16 protein-coding genes and 2 tRNA genes are annotated in these 18,011 nt (G+C 52.1%); 3 read left to right on the plus strand and 15 right to left on the minus strand.

Translation table 11 applies throughout. The features are described 5' to 3' along the window. Positions 1-190: 190 nt before the first annotated feature. Positions 191-775, minus strand: coding sequence for a superoxide dismutase [Fe] (sodB, locus tag CX651_RS10350; RefSeq protein ID WP_025011619.1), 585 nt, complete (start codon positions 773-775; stop codon positions 191-193). A gap of 221 nt (positions 776-996) precedes the next feature. Between sodB and grxD the strand changes: the two genes are divergently transcribed. Further along, positions 997-1,332 (plus strand): Grx4 family monothiol glutaredoxin, encoded by a 336-nt coding sequence (gene grxD, locus CX651_RS10355; protein WP_101055934.1) that lies wholly within the window; start codon positions 997-999, stop codon positions 1,330-1,332. A gap of 129 nt (positions 1,333-1,461) precedes the next feature. Here grxD and gloA read toward each other — a convergent pair whose 3' ends face one another. From gloA to CX651_RS10410, 11 genes are all read right to left on the minus strand, one after another. Beyond that, positions 1,462-1,872: a lactoylglutathione lyase gene (gloA, locus tag CX651_RS10360; protein ID WP_039033974.1), complete on the minus strand. Its 411-nt coding sequence runs from the start codon at positions 1,870-1,872 to the stop codon at positions 1,462-1,464. A gap of 364 nt (positions 1,873-2,236) precedes the next feature. Beyond that, positions 2,237-2,878, minus strand: coding sequence for an endonuclease III (gene nth / locus CX651_RS10365; protein WP_101055935.1), 642 nt, complete (start codon positions 2,876-2,878; stop codon positions 2,237-2,239). Positions 2,879-2,887: 9 nt separating this feature from the next. Next, on the minus strand, positions 2,888-3,583 hold the full coding sequence (locus CX651_RS10370) for an electron transport complex subunit E (RefSeq protein ID WP_101055936.1): 696 nt from the start codon (positions 3,581-3,583) through the stop codon (positions 2,888-2,890). Continuing rightward, a complete protein-coding gene (gene rsxG, locus CX651_RS10375; protein WP_189577783.1) occupies positions 3,580-4,215 on the minus strand; it encodes an electron transport complex subunit RsxG in 636 nt (211 codons plus the stop codon). The genes CX651_RS10370 and rsxG overlap by 4 nt, the downstream gene beginning before the upstream one ends. Positions 4,216-4,233: 18 nt before the next feature. After that, entirely contained in the window at positions 4,234-5,286 is a 1,053-nt protein-coding gene (gene rsxD, locus CX651_RS10380; RefSeq protein WP_101055938.1) for an electron transport complex subunit RsxD, read from the minus strand. A gap of 1 nt (position 5,287) precedes the next feature. Beyond that, a complete protein-coding gene (gene rsxC / locus CX651_RS10385; protein WP_101055939.1) occupies positions 5,288-7,999 on the minus strand; it encodes an electron transport complex subunit RsxC in 2,712 nt (903 codons plus the stop codon). Continuing rightward, positions 7,975-8,562: an electron transport complex subunit RsxB gene (gene rsxB / locus CX651_RS10390; RefSeq protein WP_101055940.1), complete on the minus strand. Its 588-nt coding sequence runs from the start codon at positions 8,560-8,562 to the stop codon at positions 7,975-7,977. The genes rsxC and rsxB overlap by 25 nt, the downstream gene beginning before the upstream one ends. Positions 8,563-8,566: 4 nt before the next feature. Beyond that, the gene (gene rsxA, locus CX651_RS10395; protein ID WP_025010232.1) at positions 8,567-9,145 is read right to left on the minus strand and encodes an electron transport complex subunit RsxA; all 579 of its coding nucleotides are present in this window, start codon (positions 9,143-9,145) and stop codon (positions 8,567-8,569) included. Between the two features lie 115 nt (positions 9,146-9,260). After that, positions 9,261-11,165 (minus strand): EAL domain-containing protein, encoded by a 1,905-nt coding sequence (locus tag CX651_RS10400; RefSeq protein ID WP_101055941.1) that lies wholly within the window; start codon positions 11,163-11,165, stop codon positions 9,261-9,263. A gap of 90 nt (positions 11,166-11,255) precedes the next feature. Next, positions 11,256-11,331 (minus strand) — tRNA-Asn (locus tag CX651_RS10405). A 28-nt stretch (positions 11,332-11,359) separates the two neighbouring features. Further along, positions 11,360-11,435, minus strand: a tRNA-Asn gene (locus tag CX651_RS10410). Positions 11,436-12,326: 891 nt separating this feature from the next. Between CX651_RS10410 and uvrB the strand changes: the two genes are divergently transcribed. Beyond that, a complete protein-coding gene (gene uvrB / locus CX651_RS10420; protein WP_101055943.1) occupies positions 12,327-14,339 on the plus strand; it encodes an excinuclease ABC subunit UvrB in 2,013 nt (670 codons plus the stop codon). A 146-nt stretch (positions 14,340-14,485) separates the two neighbouring features. Here the strand turns inward: uvrB and rrtA are convergent, their stop codons facing one another. Together rrtA and queC are read right to left on the minus strand one after the other, a co-directional pair. Further along, positions 14,486-15,028, minus strand: a complete 543-nt coding sequence (rrtA, locus tag CX651_RS10425) for a rhombosortase (protein WP_226565468.1) — start codon at positions 15,026-15,028, stop codon at positions 14,486-14,488. 29 nt (positions 15,029-15,057) lie between these two features. Next, positions 15,058-15,804 carry a 7-cyano-7-deazaguanine synthase QueC gene (queC, locus tag CX651_RS10430; protein ID WP_101055945.1) on the minus strand — a complete coding sequence of 249 codons (747 nt, stop codon included), beginning with the start codon at positions 15,802-15,804 and terminating at the stop codon, positions 15,058-15,060. A 180-nt stretch (positions 15,805-15,984) separates the two neighbouring features. Between queC and queE the strand changes: the two genes are divergently transcribed. After that, complete coding sequence (queE, locus tag CX651_RS10435; protein WP_101055946.1) at positions 15,985-16,653, plus strand: 7-carboxy-7-deazaguanine synthase QueE; 669 nt, start codon at positions 15,985-15,987, stop codon at positions 16,651-16,653. 62 nt (positions 16,654-16,715) lie between these two features. Here the strand turns inward: queE and CX651_RS10440 are convergent, their stop codons facing one another. After that, a complete protein-coding gene (locus tag CX651_RS10440) occupies positions 16,716-17,780 on the minus strand; it encodes a PLP-dependent cysteine synthase family protein (RefSeq protein WP_101055947.1) in 1,065 nt (354 codons plus the stop codon). Positions 17,781-18,011 lie beyond the last annotated feature (231 nt).

An 18,011-nucleotide genomic window follows, 5' to 3' on the forward strand; every position in this document is an offset into this window, starting at 1 on the left:
CTAATTCATGCTTCATGTCAAAAAACATAAATAAAAACAAAGGCAAATAGTTGCAAAAGCAATAGTTGCACTTGTGGCGTGAAGGGGAGTTATGAGCTGACGGCGGTTGGATTTGCCGGTGAGGAAGTGTCTGTGAACTATAAAAAAGGAGCCATCAGGCTCCTTTTCAGTAACTCAGTTTTGATGAGAATTAACCGGCGAAGTTTTGGTTAACAAAATCCCAGTTCAGCAACTGCCAGAAGTGCGCCATGTAGTCAGGGCGAACGTTACGGTAGTCGATGTAGTAAGCGTGTTCCCAAACGTCAACGGTCAGCAGTGGGGTCACTGAAGCATCTGTCAGTGGAGTGGCCGCGTTGCTGGTGTTAACGATAGCGACAGTGCCATCAGCCTTTTTAACCAGCCAGGTCCAGCCGCTACCAAAGTTGTTGACTGCGGACTCAGTGAACTGAGTCTTGAAGGCTTCAAAAGAACCGAAAGCAGCATTGATGGCTTCTGCTACAGCGCCAGTGGCTTCACCGCCGCCGTTAGGCGCCAGACAATTCCAGTAAAAAGTGTGGTTCCAAACCTGAGCTGCGTTGTTGAAAATACCGCCGCTGGAGGTTTTTACAATTTCTTCCAGGGTCTTGCCGGCGAATTCAGTGCCTTCGATCAGACCATTCAGCTTAACCACATAAGTGTTGTGGTGCTTACCGTAGTGGTATTCGATGGTTTCCTGAGAAATGTGGGGTTCCAGTGCGTTCTTGGCATATGGTAATGCGGGTAATTCGAAAGCCATTAGTATCTCTCCATGGACTTGGTTTATCATTTTCAGACTTGCTCACTGCCACCTATTGTACCGATAAAATTTGTGAAGTGAATCATTGTTTGAGTGATTGAGCAGATTGACATCATTGGAAAATCAAATAACTAAATAACCTTACAAATAGTGTGATTTTGTTCTGCGTTTCTCTCGCGTACAATAGCGAATCAAATATAGTGTCGTACTCAGGAACGTAAATGGAAACTGTTGAAAAAATTAAGCAGCAAATCGCTGAAAACCCCATCATCCTTTACATGAAAGGTTCGCCCAAATTACCTAGCTGCGGTTTTTCCTCTCAGGTGGCGCAGATCATGATCAATATCGGCGAGCAGTTCGCGTTTGTTGATATTCTGCAGCATTCTGATATCCGTGCTGAACTGCCCAAGTATGCCAATTGGCCAACTTTCCCTCAGTTGTGGGTTGAAGGTGAGCTGATCGGCGGTTGCGATATCCTGACCGAGATGTACCAAAAAGGGGAGCTACAGACCTTGATCAAGGACACTGCAGCCAAGTACAAGCAGGATGAAGCCTGAGATTAATCTCAGCGCTTTATAAGTGCATTAATGCAAGAGGCCGGAGATGTTCCGGCCTTTTCTTTGTTACATTGAATTCACCTGCCACCTGCCACCTGCCTTGCCGATGGCTTCTTTGCATTCGTGTTGTTAGCCCAAGCCGTTTTCAGCCGAACTCATTTGAATAAGCTCGATTTTGTAACCGTCAGGATCTTCCACAAAGGCAATTTCAGTGCTGCCGCCGGCAACAGGGCCTGGGGCACGGATAACCTTGCCACCGGCGGCGCTGATGGCTTCACAGCGAGCATAGATATCTTCTTCACCTATGGCGATATGACCAAAGGCATTACCCATATCGTATTGCTCTGTGCCCCAGTTGTAGGTCAGTTCGATGACAGCCTGACCACTTGACTCTTCGCCATAACCGACGAAGGCCAGAGTGTATTTATATTCAGGGTTTTCAGACTGACGCAGCAGCTTCATCCCCATGATTTCAGTATAGAAATGGATGCTGCGTTCAAGGTTTCCCACTCTAAGCATGGTATGCAGAACTTGTGACATTACTACCTCTTTTGGTTCTATAGCGGAAACTGAATGAGTTTCCGTAGCGTGGATAATCAAGCTATATTCAGCGAACTGAGAATCTCTCCCAAATGGATTGGCTCCGACCGCTGCGAACTTGATAGCCAGTTCACAAATCCATGAAATAAACATGGTATTTGTGTCTGCTTCATTAATAATGGTGTCAACCCTATCTTAGCTGGATGCAGGAGACAAGCATGACTACAGAATTGAAAATGGCTATTGGATCTACCTTGGTAATTGCAATCGTTTTCGCCGCTATGATTGTACAGATGTTCTGATTGGCGTTGAGCAAGAATACGTAAGACAATGCCGCCTTCGGGGCGGCATTGTCGTTTCCGGCTCAGTCTTCCGGGTAGATTTTTTCTTTGAATTCACACAGATCTTCAATCAGACAACTGCCGCAGCGGGGCTTTCTGGCAATGCAGGTATAGCGTCCGTGAAGAATAAGCCAGTGGTGGACGTCAACCTTGAACTCGGCCGGCACCACTTTGAGCAGTTTATCTTCTACTTCCTGAACATTTTTCCCCGGCGCAAAACGGGTGCGGTTGCTGACCCGGAAAATATGAGTATCTACGGCTATGGTTGGCCAACCAAAGGCGGTGTTGAGCACCACATTGGCCGTCTTGCGACCAACCCCGGGCAGTGACTCCAGCGCCTCGCGGTTTTCAGGGACTTCACCGTTGTACTGCTCTACAAGGATCTTGGACAGCGCCACCACATTGATGGCCTTATTGTTATAAAGCCCTATGGTCTTGATATACTCCTTCAGCCCTTCAACCCCGAGGTCTGCGATAGCCTGGGGGGTATTGGCCACAGGAAACAGCTTATCAGTGGCCTTGTTGACACTGACATCGGTTGCTTGCGCCGAAAGCGTCACCGCAACCAGTAATTCAAAAGGGCTGGAATAATTCAGCTCTGTCTGGGGATGAGGATTGTTGTCCCGCAGGCGTTCGAGTATCGCCCGTCTCTTGTCTTTGTTCACTCAATGACCTCAGTTGACTTTGGTGATCCTGGCGCGCTCCACTGGCGCGGTTTGCATTTTAGGTTGGCGCTCAGCGAGTTTCTTGTCGATGGCGTTTTTCAGGGCAATCAGCAGCCCCATACCCAAAAAGGCACCGGGCGGCAACATCGCCAGCAGGAACGGGGTATCGACTTGCCAAACTTCAATACGCAAGCTCGCAGCCCAAGGCCCGAGAAGCAGATCGGCGCCGTCAAATAGGGTGCCTTGCCCCAGTATTTCCCTGCCGCCACCGAGTACCATCAATACCAAGGTAAAGCCAATACCCATCATCAAGCCGTCAAAGGCGGCATCCATAGGTGAATTACGCGAGGCAAAGGCTTCGGCGCGGCCGATGATGACGCAGTTTGTTACGATCAGCGGCAGGAAAATACCGAGAGACAGATAGAGGCCGTAGGCGTAGGCGTTGACCAGCAACTGCACTGCGGTTACCAGTGCGGCAATGATCATAACAAACACGGGGATGCGGATCTCTTTGGGTACAAAGTTGCGCACCAGGGATACTGTAGTGTTGGAACCAATTAACACTACTGCGGTAGCGAGCCCAAGCCCCAGGGCGTTGGTAAAAGTAGAGGTCACCGCCAACAGGGGACAGAGCCCCAACATCTGCACCAGTCCGGGGTTATTTTTCCACAAGCCTTGCCAGGCGATATCGCGATATAAACTCATTGGCTTGCCTCACATGTCTGTGATTGCGAAAAGAGGGTCTGCTTATTGGCTTCAAAGAAGGCCAGGGTGTTTCTTATCGACTTGACGTAGGCTCTGGGGGTAATGGTCGCCCCGGTAAACTGGTCGATTTCACCGCCGTCTTTTTTCACATACCAGGCCTTGTCATCACGGCCTTGAAGCTTTTTGCCGATAAAGCTGTCCACCCAATCAGATTTCTTGCGTTCAATCTTGTCACCTAGCCCAGGGGTTTCCTGATGCGACAGAGTGCGAACCCCAAGCACTGTGCCGTCAGTCTTGATACCTATGATCAAGCGTATTTCACCATTGTAGCCATCCGGCGCTATGGTTTCGATGGCAATGGCGACCGGCTCGGCATTTTGGGTGGCGATATAAGCCGGCATGGGCTGAGTCGTACCCAGAGCATCTTTGTCCTGCAATAGAACACAGCTTTCCTCGAGCGGGTTGTCGTGCAGTTCATTGGGAATGATCTGCTCCAGGGTGCGTTTAAGCTCCAACTTTTGCTGCGCCAGGATCGCATCCCGGGTACTGTCATTGACAACCGCCACCACAGCTGTGCATATCAGGGCAAACAGGCCTAAAAGCAGGCCATTTTTCAACATGGATTTTTGCACTGTCTATCTCTCTTGCTATCAATGTCCGGCGCGATGGCCATAGGCTCGGGGTTTGACATAGTAGTCGATCAAAGGGGCGCACAGGTTGGCCAGTAGCACCGCAAAAGCGAAGGCGTCAGGGTAACCCCCAAAGCTTCTGATAAGGTAAACCACCAGGCCGATAAGGGCGCCAAAGATCAATCTGCCTCGGTTACTGGCGGGCGCGGTTACAGGATCCGTGGCAATAAAGAAAGCTGCCAGCATGGTAGCGCCACTGAACAGATGAATAAGTGGGCTGACATGGGTATCTGGCCCAAGCGCATAGGCAAAGCCGCTGCAGATAAACAGTGACGCCAGCACGCCAACACTGATATGCCAGCGGATAAGCTTCATCTTCAACAGCGCCAGGCCGCCGCACAGGTAGGCCAGGTTGACCCAAAACCAGCCACTGTTGATAGTGCCGGCAAAAATCGGTTTTTGCAGGCTCTCGGTGGTGGTCATTCCCATAGAGAGATCCGTCTTCAGCGTATCGAGCGGTGTCGCCATGGTGACGCCATCGACACCTAGCTGGAAGTACTCGGCAACGCTGCCTTGGCTGGCGCCGAAAATCACTTGCAAACTGGTGAGAAAATCAGGGGAATGCTGGGCAACAGTCGCCGGTGCGACCCAACTGGTCATCTGTACCGGGAAGGCCACCAACAGCAGCACATAGGCTGCCATGGCCGGGTTGAACAGGTTATTCCCCAAACCGCCGTAAAGCTGTTTGACCATGATGATGGCAAAACTTGTACCTATCACCACCATCCACCAAGGGGCGAGCGGCGGTATGGCAATACCGATAAGAACCGCTGTCAGAGCCGCGCTGTTATCCGACAAAGTCGAAAGTACCTTGCGTTTGCGCAATTTGAGGATGGCGGCCTCTGAAATCAAAGCGACCATCACGGCCAGCAGTACCTGAATAAGGCTGCCCCAACCAAAAAATACACACTGGGCTACCAGGCCGGGCAGGGCGCAGAGCAGCACCCTTTGCATCACAGTGCTGGTTTGCAGCGGCCGGCTGACATGGGGGGAGGAGGCTATTTTAAACGCCATATCAATCTTTCTCCTGTGCGCTGAGCGCCTTCTCTTTGGCCTTTTGTTTGGCTTTGGCTACTGCCCTGGCAATACGCGCCTGTTTGCTGTCATTAGGCGGGGTACTCTCAGCGAACGTGGGCTCGGTAGCGGTTGTCGACTCGCTTGGAGGCCGACTTTCAGCCGAAACAGGCGTATTTGCTGCGCCGTTGTCCTGCGGTTGTTCACTTGCCGCCGCGGCCTTCTTGGCCTTGGCTTTGGCAACCGCTGCCGCGATACGGGCTTGCTTGCTGTCATCGCCTGCGGCTTGTTTTGCTGCTTGGCTTGCGACTTGGTTTACTTCGGCACCTTGCGCTGCTCCCCCTTCGACATCCGTTGCTGGAGCTGACTTAGACGCAGCGGCTTTCTTGGCCTTGGCTTTGGCAACTGCCGCCGCAATACGAGCCTGTTTGCTGTCATCGCCTGCGGCTTGTTTTGTTGCTTCGCTTGAACTTTGGTTTACTTCGGCGGTTTGCGCTGATCCCACGCCATTATCATAGGTCGCAGGTGATTCCACTGGTTCAGCCGCCGCGGCTTTCTTGGCCTTGGCTCTGGCAACCGCGGCTGCGATACGGGCCTGCTTGCTGTCATCACTTGTGGCTTGTTTTTCTCCTTGGCTTGCGACTTGGTTTTCGGCACCTTGTGCTGATCCTCCGTCGACATCTGCTGCTGGAGTTGACTCAGATGCCGCCGCGGCTTTCTTGGCCTTGGCTTTGGCAACCGCGGCTGCGATACGGGCCTGTTTGCTGTCGTTGCTTACGGCTTGGCTTGCTTCGTTGGCTTGCGTTTGTTCCCCACCATTATCATCGGCTGTCGCTTGAGTGGCTCTGGCCTGTGCATCTTGAGTTTTGCCAGTGTCAGTCTCAGTCTGCCCTGAGGCTGCGGCAGCTTTTTTTGCCTTGGCACGGGCGATAGCGGCTGCAATCTGAGCTTTCTTGTCCGAGCCGGATGTTGTGCCTTCAGCTGCATTATCTGTAGTCGCATCAACAACTTCTTTAGTAGGAACTGTGCCTTGTGCAGCGGCTTTTTTGGCCTTGGCACGGGCAATCGCTGCGGCGACATCGCTCTTTCTTTTGTCTGCCTTTGGCTGGATAACTGCCGAGTCGGCGGTGTCGGCCGCTTTTTCTATCGGGCTTGTGGTGGCCGCCACAGAAGCTTCAGCAGCTTTTTTCGCCTTGATCCTGGCCATAGCCTCGGCAACGGCATCTTTCTCACCACTGCCCATGGCGGCGCGGCGCTTGTCGGCTGCGGCCTTGGCTTTGGCTTCCCGGGCCAGTTTTTCTGCCTCCAGCCGCTTGAGCCTGGCATCGAATCTCTGCTTGGCCTGCTCGGCCAGCTGTTTTTCCTCGTGACTGTGTTTGATGGCCGCCTTGGCAATGCGGTAATACTCCACCAGAGGAATATCCGATGGGCAAACATAGCTGCAGCAGCCACATTCGATGCAGTCTCTGAGGTTGTAGGCGCTGGCCTTGTCATACTCTTCTGCCTTACTGTGCCAGTAGAGTTGCTGAGGCAATAGAGAAGCCGGGCACACCTGAGCGCATTCACCGCAGCGAATGCAGGCCTTTTCTTCGGCCGGAGGGCTGATTTCACTGGCCGATGGCACCAAGACACAGTTACTGCCCTTGAGTAGGGGCACTTTGATAAGGGGCAGGGTGTAGCCCATCATGGGACCGCCTATAATGACGGTATCCTGACCGCTGGCGGTAAAACCGCTTTGCTCCAGTATATGGGCTATGGGCGTGCCTAGTGGCACCCAGTAATTACCCGGCTTTGGAATATTGCCGCCGGTCACTGTGACGACCCGCTCTATGAGAGGCTTACCCAGGCAAACGGCTTCGCGAATGGCAAAGGCGGTGCCTACGTTGTGCACTACTATCCCAAGTTGCGCCGGAATGGCGCCGGAAGGCACTTCCTGCCCGGTAATGATCTGGATCAGCTGCTTTTCACCGCCGGAAGGGTATTTGGTCGGGATCACAGTGATCCTGATGCTTCCCTTGGGGAGGTGGCAACTATCCAGTGCCTGCTGCATCGCCTGTATGGCTTCGGGCTTGTTATCCTCGATGGCGATAATTACCCGTTTGGGATTTAGCAGTCCGTGAACAATTTCAATGCCATCCAGAATTTCCCTGGCGTGTTCGCGCATCAATCTGTCATCGGCGCTGATATAAGGCTCGCATTCCACGCCGTTGATCAACAGCAGTTCAATTTCACTGGCGGGGTTGAGTTTGATGTGAGCCGGAAACATGGCGCCGCCCAATCCGGCTATCCCGGCCTGGCGAATGCGGCCTAGGATCTGCTCGCGGCTCAATGCGGCGATGTCTTGCTGATCAAAATCTATGGCTTGATCCTGGCCATCGGCTTCCAGCACACAGGTCAATACCGGCAGGGCAGAAGGGTGGTTGCTGGGTCTTTGCTCTATGGCGCGAATGATGCCTGAGGTGGGGGCATGCACCGCCAGATACATGGCGCTCAGTCCGCGGGTCAGCGCCTGGCCCTTGAGCACTCTGTCGCCGACTTTGACTTCGAGCACGGCGCTGTCACCAACCTGAGGTACGGGCAATAAGAATTCACTGGCAAGCGGCAGACGCCCAATAGGGCTGCTGTTGGAGAGGTGTTTCATCTGCGGCGGATGAATTCCACCGGTCAGGCGCCACTGAGTTCCTTTATCTAACTGTTCGAGTAATGTAAGCACGGCTTGTCCTCTTCCACCAACTTCACTGGAATTGCGTTAAGCTGCCAGTCCCAAGTTTTCAGATCCTGTTTCACCGGGATCATATCGATACAATCCACAGGGCAGGGTTCAACACATAGATCGCAGCCGGTGCAGTTGCTGGTCAGGACAGTGTGCATCAGCTTGCCGGTGCCTATGATGGCGTCTACCGGACAGGCCTGAATGCACTTGGTACAGCCGATACACTCCTCTTCGCGAATATAGGCGACCTTTTTAATCTGGGTTTCGACACTGGCATCGAGAGGCTCGGGTTCGACCCCCATAAGATCGGCCAGTTTCTCCATAGTGGCGGTACCACCCGGCGGACAGCGGTTGATCTTTTCGCCGTTGGCTATCGCCTCGGCATAGGGGCGGCAACCAGGGTAGCCGCATTGACCACACTGGGTTTGTGGCAACAGGGCTTCGACCTGGTCCACTATCGGATTGCCCTGAACTTTAAACTTCTCGGCGGCGAAGCCGAGTAAAACGCCGAATACCAGCGCCAGCAGAGACAATAAAATGACTGCAATTAGCATGGAAGACATAACTCTATTTGACTAAACCGGTAAAGCCCATGAAGGCCAGCGACATCAGGCCGGCGGTGATCATGGCGATGGCGCTGCCTTTGAAAGGCGCGGGCACATCGGCCGCCGCCAAACGTTCGCGCATTGCTGAAAACAGGATAAGCACCAGAGAAAAGCCGGCTGCAGCGCCAAAACCGTAGATGGCACTCTGCATAAAATCATGGTTTTCATTGATATTCAGCAGGGCTACGCCCAACACGGCACAGTTGGTAGTGATAAGTGGCAGGTAGATCCCCAGCGCCCTATGCAGAGTTGCACTGGTTTTCTGTACCACCATTTCGGTGAACTGTACCACTACCGCGATCACCAGAATAAAGCTCATGGTGCGCAGGTAGCCGAGATCGAAGGGCAGCAGCAGATACTGGTTGACCAGGTAGCTGAGAATGGCGGCCAAGGTCATGACAAAGGTTGTTGCCATGGACATGCCTATGGCTGATTCCAGCTTACTGGATACCCCCATAAATGGGCAAAGCCCAAGGAATTTTACTAATACAAAATTGTTGACCAGCACAGTGCCAATCAACAACAGGAGATACTCACTCATCTCATTACAGGTGTTGTGATTTCTTGGCGGTTATTATCAGTGTTTCAGTGGTCATAAACAACATATAGAAAGCAGGGTTTACCTTCTTTGCGCCCTTATTGGGTCATAAATGGCATTAATTTCTGTTCATTTCGGCTGGTTCCAGCGGTTGTGGCCTGGCGATGTAAAAGCCTTGCATGCCGTCGACCAGCAATTTTTCGACGGCCATTTTCTCTTCCTGGCGCTCTATGCCGCAGGCTATTACCCTGACACCACTACGGCGGGCTACATCGACCAGCATGCGAACAAAGAACTGATTATTGGTGTCTTCATCTATGGTCTGGGTATAGCTGGGATCCAATTTTATATAGTCGGGGCGCACCTCTCGGAAGAATTTGAATGAGGTAAAACTCATGCCGAAGCGTTCTACCGATACCCTGCAGCCGACGCTGTGCATGGCGCGAACGAACTTGTGACTGGCAGCCAGATTGCCCTGCATACCTGCTTCATTGATCTCAAACACCAGCCTTGAGGCCAATCTCGGGTGTTTGGACAGTAGGTCTTTGGCCCAGGCAATAAAGCTTTCTTTGGAGGCTGAGCCCGGGCTCAGATTGACACCGATATTACCGCTGAGGTTTGGCAGGCTCTGCAGTAGTTTCAAGGCGCTGAGTAGCACCAGTTTATCCAGCTCTTGGCTCATGCCGTGACGTTCGGCCATGGCGAACACTGTGGCTGTCGGTAGAAACTTGCCTTCACCGTTGTAAAAGCGTGCCAACAGCTCACGGTAGCCATCTACCTCGCTGCGACAGGGTTGAATGGGCTGTTGATAAAATTTGAGTGCCCGGCGCTTCAGCAAGTCTTCAATGGCCAGTTTCCAGCGGTTATCGCCGAGTGTTTCATTCAACAAGTTTTTATCCTGGAACTGCACTGCATTCGGGCCCAAGGTCTGCGCCACGTTGGCGGCGGTATCGGCCATGGCAAGAGTGCTTATGGGATCTTTGTCGCTGCTGTAGGTCACTATGCCGCTATGGGCAATGGAGTCCGTTTGCAGCTCTGCTTGATACTCTTCCAGTTCACGTTTCAGCTGGGTGGCAAAGGTTTGCGCGTCTTTCAGCACTATTGAGGGGATAAAGATGGCAAAGTCAGTACTGGCAATGCGAAAGCTTTCGCTGTTTTTGTAACCCTGGAGTGCCCGGCGAATACAAACTGCGACACGGGCAAGATAGTCATCGCCGCCCTGACGGCCGCGCAGTTGATTGATATGGCCAAGCTCGGTGGCTTTTACCAGGATTAGCACTCCAATTTGTGATTTGCCGGAAAGAGACAGTTGCTGCAGTTTTTCGGTGAAGTGTTGGCGGGTGCCTAAGCCGGTTATCGGATCTTCGTAGGCGAGCCTCTTAAGCGCCAGGTTTTCTGACTCAAGTTTCTCAAACCGCTGCTTTATCAGCTGCCGACTTTGTTCCAATGCTTGCCCCAATGGCTTGAGTTCACCCCGAAAGCGGCTCTGCGCCAGGGCATCGAACTCACCTTGGGACATTTTTGTCAGATACTCGGCGGCATAGGTAAGGGCGCTTTTGTGGCGCTTCATCATCAAGGCAAAGATTAACGCCAATACCAAATAAAGGGGCAATAAGCGTAATCCCTCAAGCCAGAGGATATGGATCCTTTGCTCTCGAAGAGGGCTGAGGTCCGGCTTAAGTAACACGCGCCCGGAAGCGAAGCGGTATTGGGATTCTAGTTGCAATGGCAGTAGATAATACTGCCAGTTCATCTCTGGCAGGAAATGTCCTCGAGTGAGGTTATTCTGACCATCGGCGTCATCTGTATATTGGAAAAACTGCAATGACACTCTGTCTTGTAGTTGCCGGTAAAAGATAGCGGCATCATCTGCGCCCTGGGCCTGGACTTGCGCTTGTTGTAATCGCTGTAACAGGACATCGGCTTGTTGCTGCAAAACCTGCCGCTCCTGTTGCAACAAGACCAAGCCGGTCGCCAGAAAGCTCAATAACAGTAACAGTTGAAAAACGCGCGAAATGCCCATCTTTTCCAGAATTCAGACTAGGTTAAAGGGATGTCAGAATTGTATACGTATTTGTTATAAATACAAAACGCAGGAAGAGATAAGATAAGATGGCTCCCCTGACTGGATTCGAACCAGTGACATACGGATTAACAGTCCGCCGTTCTACCGACTGAACTACAGGGGAATCGAAATTTTTATGGGCGTAATCGAAGTGGCTCCCCTGACTGGATTCGAACCAGTGACATACGGATTAACAGTCCGCCGTTCTACCGACTGAACTACAGGGGAATCGTAATTTCTTGCTTGTCTCGCTGAGAACGGAGCGCATAGTAAATCGCTCTGTGGGTGGAGTCAACTCGCAGCCCTAAAAAAAGTGTCATTAAGCTGTTAATTGCTTATCTAATGCTCACAGTGGTGGATAAAACTGCTTTGTGGGAATTTTTTGCTTAAAAAATAACGGCTAAACACTGATATTTCGTGTCATTTCAATCAAAGCTGATTTCATTGGAAGGCCAAAGTGCGTGTATTTCGGCGGCTTTTGTCTGTCCACTGGGCTGAAATCTTACAAGGGGGATGTTTTTGCTCAAGTTACCCGGCGTCTAACTCGTCATGAGAGGCGCGTAAAAAAGGTGCGATTCAGCTGCTTTGAGTTCATTTTGGTGCATCTTAGCTTTTAAGGTGAGTGCTACACTTTCATATGTTCTTTTATTACAAAACACCCATCAAGATGCGTTGGCTTGCACTGCTTGCCGCAATCCCCCATGGTTACAGGGTTAGACTGACTTATCCACTAAATCTGTGGATAAACCTGTGAGCTTCCCGACTTTATGGGCTGCAAACCCTTGTGGCATCTGCATTGAAGTTAAAATGGTCAGTTTGAGCGGTTAAAAAATAAGTCTAATAAAAACAGATAGATGTGAAAGTCAAGCCGCTTTGGTTTACTTGGTGTTTTTTGTAACAAAGCTGTAAGGAAGTATCTGCCAAACCTTGTGCATTAAATCTACCTGTTTGACTTATTTGGATGGAATTTCTGCCTTTGGCCGCCACATCTGCCGTCTCGTTGCTGAGTTTCAGCACAAGCTGCTGCTGACATCATGTTGGCAGGAGTAATGCGGCTTTTGGCTTGGCGTAATTCGGCTCAATGAGTAAAATGAAAGGCTTAACCGAAGGAGCATTAAAGTGTCAGCTACGCCGTTTCGCTTGGAGTCTCAATATTCCCCTGCCGGAGATCAGCCCACCGCCATTGCTAAACTGATTGATGGACTGGAATCCGGGCTCGCCAATCAAACCTTGTTGGGGGTAACCGGTTCAGGTAAAACCTTCACCATTGCCAATGTGATTGCCAATCAAGGGCGGCCAACCATCATTATGGCGCCCAACAAGACGTTGGCTGCGCAACTCTACGGCGAGATGAAAGAGTTTTTCCCCCATAATGCGGTGGAATACTTTGTTTCTTATTATGACTACTACCAACCGGAAGCCTATGTGCCTTCGACCAACACTTTTATTGAGAAGGATGCTTCGGTCAACGCTCATATCGAGCAGATGCGACTCTCGGCCACCAAGGCTTTGCTGGAGCGGCGTGATGTGGTGTTGGTTGCCTCGGTCTCAGCCATCTATGGTCTTGGCGATCCCGACTCTTACATGAAGATGCTGCTGCACTTGCGCCAGGGCGACATCATGGGTCAGCGGGATATACTGCAGCGGCTCAGCGAGTTGCAATACAGCCGCAACGATATTGAACTGCAGCGCGGTACCTTCAGGGTGCGCGGTGAGGTAATAGATATCTTCCCGGCCGAATCGGACCGAGATGCCATTCGGGTCGAGCTATTCGATGATGAGATAGAGCAGCTGTCGCTGTTTGATCCATTGACCGGCCAGGTACGTAAACGCATTGCCCGGGCCACGGTTTACCCCAAGACTCACTACGTGACCCCGAGAGAAAAAATATTGGCGGCCACAGAGCAGATAAAGGCCGAGCTCAGGGAGCGCCGTCAGCAGTTGCTGGATGCCAATAAGCTGATTGAGGCACAAAGGATCAGCGAGCGGGTGCAGTACGATGTGGAGATGATGACAGAGTTGGGTTATTGCTCCGGTATCGAAAACTACTCCCGTTATCTCTCCGGGCGTGCACCGGGAGAAGGGCCGCCGACTTTGCTGGATTATCTGCCGCCGGACGGTCTGCTGATCATCGACGAGTCACATGTGACTGTGCCGCAGATAGGTGCCATGTACAAGGGTGACCGTTCGAGGAAAACCACCCTGGTGGAGTACGGTTTCCGCCTGCCATCGGCACTGGATAACAGACCGCTCAAGTTTGAAGAGTTCGAGTCCTTGATGCCGCAGACGATTTATGTGTCGGCCACACCGGGCAGTTATGAACTTGAACGCAGCGGCGGCGATGTGGCCGAGCAAGTGGTCAGGCCCACGGGTTTGTTGGATCCCGAGCTGGAAGTGCGGCCGGTGGCGATTCAGGTGGATGATCTGCTCTCTGAGGCCAACAAGCGCATTGCCGTCAATGAACGTGTGTTGGTGACTACGCTGACCAAGCGGATGGCGGAAGATCTCACCGAATATCTCGATGAACACGGCGTTAAGGTGCGTTACTTGCACTCGGACGTGGATACCGTGGAGCGGGTAGAGATCATTCGCGATTTACGTAAGGGTGTCTTCGACGTGCTGGTCGGCATCAACTTGCTCAGGGAAGGGCTGGACATGCCGGAAGTGTCTCTGGTGTGCATACTCGACGCCGATAAAGAGGGTTTCCTGCGCTCCGAGCGCTCGCTTATCCAGACCATAGGCCGCGCAGCTCGTAACATTAACGGCAAGGTGATCCTTTACGCCGATAAGGTGACCCCTTCAATGGCCAAGGCCATGGATGAAACCAATCGTCGCCGCGAGAAGCAGCACGCTTTCAACCTGGCCAATGGCATAGTGCCCAAGGGCTTAGTGAAGAAGATAACAGATGTCATGGATGTGGGAGATTCCCCCTCATCGGCAGCGCCGCAGCCGGGTGCCCGCAAGGTGGCGGAGCGCAAGTCGGCTTATCAGGTGGACGCCGCCAATTTGGCGCATGAAATCGACAGGCTGGAAAAACAGATGCACCAGCATGCCAGGGATCTGGAGTTTGAGCAGGCTGCTGCACTGCGTGATGAAGTGGCAAGGCTCAGAGAGGAGCTTATCAAGGCCTAAATGTTCGCACCTTCCCTAAAATTGACCCATTGACAAAGAACCCGGCAAAAGCCGGGTTCTTTATGCTGTTCATCTGTCAACGACTTTAAAGAGCTTGATTTAAAAGCCTAATTTAAAAACCCCTATTTAAATGCTTAGGCTTGGTATCAAAGTTTCGGCGCTTTATAAGCACTCAGTCGCCACAAGCCAAACAGTGCGATACCGCCAATCAGGCCAACAAGATGCGCTTCAACCGCGACTCTGGCGCCAATCAGGGCGCTGACTTCAGCGGCCGCCCCTTGCCATTGCTCCCAGGCGACCTTGGCGATAACGCCAGCAAGCAGCAGGTAACCTGAGTTTCGACCGCTGCGAATATCGGCCAGGGCGCCGAAGGCGAACAAGCCGTGCAGTATGCCACTTAGCCCCACATAACCCATAAGCTGCGGGTAGCAAAGATAAAGCCCTACACCTTCAAGCAGACACAGGGCCAGGGTCAATATCAATACGCCCAGGGCGTTATAGTGTTCCTTGTGCAGATAAAGGATCACCCAAAACCCGGCGAGGTTCATCAGCAGATGCCAGAAGTTGGTGTGCAGCAGATTGCCGCTGACAAGCCGCCACAGCTCACCTTGTTCTATAGCGCTGCGGCGAAATGCCAACAGCTCAGTGAGCGGCAGAGAATACAGCAGCAGCGCCAGGGCTGTTAACACAACACCTGAAAAATAAGCGGAGCTCGGCTTCACGCTGTCTTGGCCGCCAGTATTGCCTGGATGCTGTCCGGGCTCGCCAGATACTCATCCAATCCTTTTTGACGCAATAAACAGGCGGGGCAGGTGCCACAGCCTTTGCCAAGAATGCCGTTATAGCAGGTAAGGGTTTCATCCCTTACCAGTGGCAGTTGCTGGTATTTATCTGCCAGTGCCCAGGTTTCGGCCTTGTTGAGCCACATGAGTGGCGTAACCAAACGCAGCTGTCTGTCCATGCCTTGTACCAGCGCAGACTCCATCGCCTTGATAAAGTCATTACGGCAGTCTGGGTAGCCGGAGAAGTCGGTCTCGCAGACACCTGTGATCACGGCATCGGCGCCTATCTGATAGGCGTAGATCCCCGCCAGGGTCAGAAACAGAATATTGCGTCCGGGAACAAAAGTATTGGGCAGACCATTGTCCATCAAGTCGTTTGATACCGGAATATTGTCGCGGGTCAGGGCCGAGATGGCTAACTCATTGAGTAGAGTAACATCCAGCACCTTGTGACTGGCGGCGCCGAGTTTTTGCGCCAGTTGTTTGGCAACTTCAATCTCCTGGCTGTGGCGCTGGCCATAGTCGAAGGTGATGGCATGTACTTCATCATACTGGGCCAAGGCCTGAATAAGGCAGGTGGTGGAGTCCTGACCGCCGCTGAAAACGACTATCGCCTTGGAAATCGTTGGCTTAGTGCTTTGGATTGGCTCTGTGGTTTGCGATGGGTTTGATTCTGATGACATAAGTGATTGATTGGATGAAGACATAAGCGTCTATTCAAAGGGATGACTCAATCGTCACAGTTTACCCTAATTTGGCCGGCTGTCAGCGCCGGCTTGGTAAAAAACGGAAAATTCGCTCATCCTTGCGCTTGGGGCTAAATTCCTCTATAAATGCCGCCCCGGCAAATATGAGGAACCCCGATGTACTACCCCGTCAACGAAGTCTTTGAAACCCTGCAGGGGGAAGGTGTGTTTACCGGCGTTCCGGCTATTTTTGTGCGTTTGCAGGGTTGCCCTGTGGGGTGTCCCTGGTGTGATACTCGCCAGACCTGGGACAAGCTTGAGCATAATCAGGTGAAACCTGCCGATGTGATCTGCACCGATGGCTGTATCGGTCGCTGGGCAGAGCATGATGCCAAGTCGTTACTGGAGGCGTTCAAACAGCAGGGATTCAATGCCAGGCATATAGTGATCACAGGGGGTGAGCCTTGTCTCTATTCACTCACTGAAATGACAGAAGCATTTAATGCCGCAGGCTTTCGCACTCAAATTGAAACCAGTGGCACCTTTGAGGTGAATTGCAGCGCAGATACCTGGGTCACAGTCTCGCCCAAGGTCGGTATGAAGGGTGGGATGCCGGTACTGCGTCAGGCGCTGGAGCGGGCAAATGAGATTAAGCATCCGGTGGCGACCGAGGCTCATATTGAGGAGCTGGATCAACTGCTGCAGGGATTGGATCTCAAAGACAAGACTATCTGCCTGCAGCCCATCAGCCAGAAGAGCCGGGCGACGGCGCTGGCGATGAAAGTCTGTATCGAACGCAACTGGCGTTTGTCTATCCAGACTCACAAGTATCTGGATATCGATTAATCCGTAGTGGTAATCGACAAAAAGCCGCATTGATGCGGCTTTTTGTTATCTGAAGCGCGTTGTTAGCAGCAGAGCTCACCCGTGGTTTCAAACAGTTTCAGTTTGTTTTGATACTGGCTGATATCCCCTATGTTGGCGGCTATCCACTCGGGGTTGTAATAAGTGTCCAGATAGCGCTCACCGGGATCGCAGATCAGGGTCACTATTGAGCCCTGGCGGTTGTCGCGTTTCATTTCGGCCGCCAGCATCAGGGCGCCATAGAGGTTGGTGCCGGTTGAGGCCCCTGTCTTGCGGCCGATGATCTGTTCCAGCCAATGGATTGTCGCCACAGAGGCAGCATCGGGGATCTTCAACATGGAGTCGACAACCCCCGGGATAAAGGAGGGCTCGACTCTGGGCCGGCCTATACCTTCAATCTTACTGCCTTGCTCACAGGTGATGGCCGCATCTCTTTGTTGAAAATAGTCATAGAACACTGAGTTATCCGGGTCGACCACACACAGCTTGGTGCAAAGCCGTTGATAGCGGATATAGCGGCCAATGGTGGCCGAAGTGCCGCCGGTACCCGGGCTCATCACAATCCACTCGGGAATAGGGAAGGGCTCGCGCTGCATCTGATCGAAAATGGCATTGGCAATATTATTGTTGCCGCGCCAGTCGGTGGCCCGCTCGGCATAGGTGAACTGATCCATATAATGGCCATTCAGCTCCCGCGCCAGCCGTTCAGACTCGGCGTAGATTTCGCTGGAGTGATTGACAAAGTGACAACGGCCGCCGTAAAACTCTATCTGCTGTATCTTCTTGCGGGCGGTGGACGCCGGCATAACGGCAATAAAGGGTAGCCCCAATAGGCGGGCAAAGTAGGCCTCGGAGACAGCTGTGCTGCCGGATGAGGACTCTATAACAGGTGTATCCTGTTTGATCCAGCCGTTACACAAGGCGTAGAGAAACAGTGATCTTGCCAAACGGTGCTTGAGGCTTCCGGTAGGATGGGTGCTTTCATCTTTAAGATAGATATCCACTCCGGCGACCGCCGGCAGTTCCAGTTTAATCAAATGTGTGTCGGCACTGCGCTGAAAATCGGCTTCGATTTTGGCAATTGCTTCGTTTACCCAGAGATCGGCCATTGTTGTTGTTCTTTCTTATAACAGGATGGTCTTAATCATAACCAAAGGTAATGACAATGGATAGCGAAAACTCAGGCGCATTTAGGCACAGATACAGGTTAGGTTATTGATTACTGTGGAGTTGATTAGTATAGGCGTAGATAAAACGCTTTGAGGTTTTACTAAAGAATAAAAAGAAATGGTGGAGGGAGAAGGATTCGAACCTTCGAAGGCGGAGCCGTCAGATTTACA

This window comes from Shewanella chilikensis, from assembly GCF_002836945.1.
GTDB classification, from domain to species: domain Bacteria; phylum Pseudomonadota; class Gammaproteobacteria; order Enterobacterales; family Shewanellaceae; genus Shewanella; species Shewanella chilikensis.

Coding starts and splice junctions, on each gene's coding strand:
- rsxD (WP_101055938.1), bottom strand. CDS start 5,286: ATGGCGTTTAAAATAGCCTCCTCCCCCCATGTCAGCCGGCCGCTGCAA.
- grxD (WP_101055934.1), top strand. CDS start 997: ATGGAAACTGTTGAAAAAATTAAGCAGCAAATCGCTGAAAACCCCATC.
- CX651_RS10370 (WP_101055936.1), bottom strand. CDS start 3,583: ATGAGTTTATATCGCGATATCGCCTGGCAAGGCTTGTGGAAAAATAAC.
- queE (WP_101055946.1), top strand. CDS start 15,985: ATGTACTACCCCGTCAACGAAGTCTTTGAAACCCTGCAGGGGGAAGGT.
- gloA (WP_039033974.1), bottom strand. CDS start 1,872: ATGTCACAAGTTCTGCATACCATGCTTAGAGTGGGAAACCTTGAACGC.
- rsxB (WP_101055940.1), bottom strand. CDS start 8,562: ATGTCTTCCATGCTAATTGCAGTCATTTTATTGTCTCTGCTGGCGCTG.
- CX651_RS10400 (WP_101055941.1), bottom strand. CDS start 11,165: ATGGGCATTTCGCGCGTTTTTCAACTGTTACTGTTATTGAGCTTTCTG.
- queC (WP_101055945.1), bottom strand. CDS start 15,804: ATGTCATCAGAATCAAACCCATCGCAAACCACAGAGCCAATCCAAAGC.
- rsxA (WP_025010232.1), bottom strand. CDS start 9,145: ATGAGTGAGTATCTCCTGTTGTTGATTGGCACTGTGCTGGTCAACAAT.
- CX651_RS10440 (WP_101055947.1), bottom strand. CDS start 17,780: ATGGCCGATCTCTGGGTAAACGAAGCAATTGCCAAAATCGAAGCCGAT.
- sodB (WP_025011619.1), bottom strand. CDS start 775: ATGGCTTTCGAATTACCCGCATTACCATATGCCAAGAACGCACTGGAA.